Below are 4,879 nucleotides of genomic sequence, written 5' to 3' on the forward strand. Positions count from 1 at the left end.
CGGGCCTGCGCCGCGGATCCGTGGCTGGCCGAGCACCCGGTGCGGGTGAGCTGGCCGGGCGGCATCTTCGCCAGCGGCAGGCTGCCGCGCGGACACCCGCTGCTCGATGAGACGCGCACGGCGGTGCGGGACGCCGGGTCGGCCGAGCCGGACGTGCTGGGTGCCCCGTACGGCACCGACCTGCGGCAGTACGCGGGCGCCGGAGTTCCGACGCTGCAGTACGGCCCCGGCGACGTCCGGTACGCGCACGCCCACGACGAGCACGTCCCGGTGGCCGAGTTGGAGCAGGCCGCCCGCACCTACGCCCTGCTCGCCATGCGCCGCTGCGGCGTCCGGAGCTGAACCGCGCGACGCGGGTCGGCGGGCGGAAAGATCCGTTCCTCCACCGCCACGGGAATCGTTCCTAGCGGCGAGTCGCGGTGAGGCGTGACAGTGCTGCGGCCGCCGGCGGTCCCCACGTGGGCTTTCCGCCCGGACGGCCGTGCACTCCGGCATCGCCGACGAGCGCGCAGACGAGCGCCTTCACCAACGCCCAGCCGCGAGCGCGGCGCAGCGTCGCTGCGTCGACGGCGGCCGAGTAGCTGCGGTGGAAGCGGTCGATGACCCCGTCGGGCAGCAGCATCCAGCAGGCAGCCAGGTCGCAGGCCGGATCTCCGGCGCACACGTCGCCGAAGTCGACCACGCCGCAGAATTCGCCATTGCTGGTCAGCAGATTCGCCGGGTGCAAGTCCCCGTGCAGCCACCGCGGCCGACCCGTCCAGCCGGGCGCGGCCAGCGCGTCCTCCCAGACCTCGCGCACGGCATCCGGCTCGGCGATCAACCCACGATCGGTGGTCTCCTTCAACAGCTGTGCGACGCCTTCGCCGACGTCGGCCAGCGGACCTCCTCGGCCGCTCCGCCCCGCAGGCGCGTCATCGGGCGCGGTCTGGTGCAAGGCCGCCAGGAAAGCCGCCAACGCATCGGCCGCCTCGGCACCGCGAGTCGCCGGCGCGTGGTCGGCAGGTTCACCGGCGACCCAGGTGGTGACGATCCACGGACGCGGGAACCGCTCGGACGGGCGGCCCAGCCGCTGCGGAACAGGTATCGGCAACGGCAGCCGCGGCGCCATGGCTGGCAGCACGGCGTGCTCCTTGAACAGCAGCTCGTCCGCTTCCTGGGTGGCCCAGGGCAGCCGGACCGCGAGGTCGTCACCGAGCCGCCACAACTGGTTGTCCCAGCCACGAGCACCGAGCGCCAGCGGCAAACCGGCCAAGTCGGGGTGCTGCTCGCGGAGCAACTCCGCGATCAGACCTGCGGTGATCTCGTCCGGCACAGCGGCAACCGTCGCGCTCGGCCGTGCTCGGCACGCTCGTCACGCGGCGACGCGGCGATTCGGGACGTAGCGCCACCAGGTCACGCAGCGCCAGCACCACTCCAGCGGTCCGTAGCGGAACCGGCGCAGCCACAACCAGCTGAAGACCCACTGCACGACGGCGATTCCGGCCGCCAACGCGAACATGACGCCCCACTTCCGCGATCCGTCCAGTGCGAGCAGCTGATCGGCCAGCAGCACCAGCAGCGTCGCGGACACGTAGTGGGTCAGCGCCATCCGCCCCAACGGCTCGAACACCCGCGAGAGCACCGAACCCAGCGGAGTGCGCAGCAACAGCAGGAAACCGGCGACGTAGACGAGCGCCGTCCCCAGCCCGGCCACCGCCGAGGAGGTGTTGAAACCGCTGTTCAACGGATCGCTCAACTGCATCGGCAAGGCGACGGCCGTGACCGCCGCGCCGATCGCCAGCACCGCGGCCAGCTGCCGGCCGCGCCGCTCCAAGGTGTCCAGCACGCCGAATCGCCCGACCGCGCAACCGATCAGCAAGCAACCTGCGCTTGCGATCTGCCCGCTCGGATTGACCGCCAGCACGGCGAATCCGAGCGCGAGCACGGCCCACGCGGGCAACCAGCTGGCGGGCAGCAGCAACACCAAACCGGCCGCGGCGTAAACGGACAACGCCTCGCCCGGTTGCAGGAAGGAGTGCCCGATCCCGAGCAGCAGCAGGAAGACCAGCCGTCGGACCAGCACCAGCCTCGGCCGCGATGCGCGGTTGCCGGCACCTTCGAGCACGAAGCAGAAGCTGACCCCGAACAGCAAGCTGAAGATCGGGAAGAACCGCTGGTGCACGATGCTGTGCAGCAGCTCGGGGACCAGCGGCACGTGCGGTCCCGGATCGATGTGCTGCATGTGCAGGATGCTGTTCGCGATGTTGCTCACGAGGATGCCGCACAGCGCGAATCCGCGTAGGGCGTCCAATCCGCGGATCCGGGGGCGCGGTCGCCGCACCGGGACGGTGGCGTCGGCCGGAGAAGTCGTCATGTCCGGTGAGGTTATTGATTCGGCGACGACGGGCGATCAGCCGAAAAGTTCCTCCCGTCGGCCGAAAAGCCGGGTTCGCGGCGCTCGGCCCGGAGCCCTCGGCGGTAGGCGGCTCACTGGAAGTCACGGGATTGGGACGGCACCCGCATGTCCAGCCGCTGCAACCGGTCCGCGCGCAGGTTGACCACCCCCTCGGCGCGCTCGACGGTGCCGCGCACCAGCAGCGCCGAGCTGGTGCGGCCCACCTTGCGGTAGCGCGCCCACAGCCCCGCCGTGCACACCACGTTGATCATCCCGGTTTCGTCCTCCAGGTTCAGGAACGTGACACCGCTGGCGGTAGCCGGGCGCTGCCGGTGCGTCACCGCGCCGCCGACCAGCACCCGCTCACCCTGCTCCACTTCGGACAGCCCGGTGGCCGGCACCGCGCCGAGTTCGTCCAATTTGGACCGCAGGAACTGCACCGGGAAGCTGTCCGGCGAAACCCCGGTGGCCCACACGTCCGCGGCTGCCAGCTCCACCCCGTCCATGTCCGGCAGCAACGGGGCCTGCGCCGCCACCGTGGTCTCCGGCAACCGGTCCGGGCGGTCGGCCGCAGCCGCCGCCGCGTTCCACAGCGCCTGCCTGCGGGAAAGACCGAAGCAGCCGAACGCGCCCGCGGTGGCCAGCGCCTCCATCTGCGGAGCCGTCAGCGTCACGCGCCGCGCGAGGTCGGTCATCGACGAGTACGCGCCGCGTTCGGCGCGTTCGGCGGCCAGCTGCTCGGCCAGGTCAACGCCGAGCGTGCGCACCGACGACAGACCCAGCCGCACCGCCGCACCGCCGGTGGATTCCGCGTCGGGCTCCAGGTCGGCGTGCACCCGGCTGGCGTTGATGTCCGGGCCGGACCCCCGCACGCCGTGCCTGCGGGCGTCCGCGGCCAGCGACTGCGGCGAGTAGAAGCCCATCGGCTGCGCCTTGATCAACGCCGCGCAGAACGCCGCCGGGTAGTAGCGCTTGAACCAGGAGCTGGCGAACACCAGCGTCGCGAAGCTCAGCGCGTGGCTTTCCGGGAAGCCGTAGTTCGCGAACGCCAGCAGCTTCGCGTACACCTGCTCGGCCAGCTCACCTGAGATGCCGTTGGCCGCCATGCCCTCGAACAACCGGCTGCGCAGCCGCGCCATCCGCGCGGTGGAGCGCTTCGCGCCCATCGCCCGGCGCAACTCGTCGGACTCCGCCGCGGAGAACCCGGCCACGTCCACCGCCAGCTGCATCAGCTGCTCCTGGAACAGCGGCACGCCCAGGGTCTTCGCCAGCGCGCCCGCCATCAGCGGATGCTCGTAGTCCCAGTCCTCGTCGCCGTTGCGGCGGCGGATGTAGGGGTGCACCGAGCCGCCCTGGATCGGGCCGGGGCGGATCAGCGCCACCTCCACCACCAGGTCGTAGAACCGCCGCGGTTTCAGCCTGGGCAGCGTGGCCAGCTGCGCCCGGCTCTCCACCTGGAACACCCCGATCGCGTCGGCGCGGCGCAGCATCGCGTACACCTCGTCGTCCTCCAGGTCCAGCTCACCGAGGTCGACGTGGCGGCCGTGGTGCTCGGCGACCATGTCCATCGCGTAGTGCAGGACCGAAAGCATCCCAAGCCCCAGCAGGTCGAACTTCACCAGGCCCGCGCCCGCGCAGTCGTCCTTGTCCCACTGCAGCACCGTGCGGCCCGGCATCCGCGCCCACTCCACCGGGCACACCTCGCTGACCGGCTGGTGGCACAGCACCATGCCGCCGGAGTGGATGCCCAGGTGCCGCGGGAAGCCGATCAGCTCGTTCGCCAGCTCGCGGACCTGGTCCGGCAGCTCGCCGTCGTCGGGCAGCTGGTGCCAGCTCTCCACCTGCTTGCTCCAGGCGTCCTGCTGGCCGGGGGAGAACCCCAGCGCCCGCGCGACGTCGCGCACCGCCGACTTCGGCCGGTACGAGATCACGTTCGCGACCTGCGCGGCGTGCGTGCGGCCGTGCTTGCGGTAGACGTACTGGATCACCTCTTCGCGGCGATCGGACTCGATGTCCAGGTCGATGTCCGGCGGGCCGTCCCGCTCCGGGGCCAGGAAGCGCTCGAACAGCAGGCCGTAGCGCACCGGGTCCGCATTGGTGATGCGCAGCGCGAAGCACACCGCCGAATTCGCCGCCGAACCCCGGCCCTGGCACAGGATCCCGGAGTCCAGGCAGAACCGGACGATGTCGTGCACCACCAGGAAGTAGCCGGGGAAGTCCAGCTTCTCGATCACCGCGAGCTCGTGCTCGATCTGCTCGTAGGCGGCCGGATCGTGCGGGCCGTAGCGCTCCAGCGCGCCCCGGTAGGTCTGCTCGCGCAGGTGCTCGGCCTCGGTGCGGCCGGGCGGCACGTCGAACGGCGGGAGTTGCGGCGCGACCAGCTTCAGGTCGAAGGCGCACTCGCGGCCCAATTCGGCGGCGGCTTCGACCGCGCCGGGATAGCGGGCGAAGCGCTGCGCCATCTCCTCGCCGGAGCGCAGGAACGCGCCCGCCCAGGCGGGCAGC

Annotated in this window: 4 protein-coding genes; 1 reads left to right on the plus strand and 3 read right to left on the minus strand. The window is 71.6% G+C overall.

Annotated features, from left to right (window positions below):
• Nucleotides 1-342, plus strand: a 342-nt coding sequence (locus IJH84_RS00755) for a M20/M25/M40 family metallo-hydrolase (protein WP_295138989.1), incomplete at its 5' end; no start/stop codon positions are given.
• 61 nt (nt 343-403) lie between these two features.
• Here the strand turns inward: IJH84_RS00755 and IJH84_RS00760 are convergent.
• The 3 genes from IJH84_RS00760 to IJH84_RS00770 form a co-directional block, all read right to left on the minus strand.
• Nucleotides 404-1,312 carry an aminoglycoside phosphotransferase family protein gene (locus IJH84_RS00760; protein WP_295138991.1) on the minus strand — a complete coding sequence of 303 codons (909 nt, stop codon included), beginning with the start codon at nt 1,310-1,312 and terminating at the stop codon, nt 404-406.
• Between the two features lie 39 nt (nt 1,313-1,351).
• Nucleotides 1,352-2,353, minus strand: coding sequence for a DUF418 domain-containing protein (locus tag IJH84_RS00765; protein ID WP_295138993.1), 1,002 nt, complete (start codon nt 2,351-2,353; stop codon nt 1,352-1,354).
• Between the two features lie 113 nt (nt 2,354-2,466).
• The coding region (locus tag IJH84_RS00770; protein WP_295138995.1) for an error-prone DNA polymerase at nt 2,467-4,879 on the minus strand (2,413 nt) is incomplete at its 5' end.

It is taken from the genome of Saccharopolyspora sp. (genome assembly GCF_017434145.1).
In the GTDB taxonomy this organism is placed as follows: domain Bacteria; phylum Actinomycetota; class Actinomycetes; order Mycobacteriales; family Pseudonocardiaceae; genus Saccharopolyspora_C; species Saccharopolyspora_C galaxeae.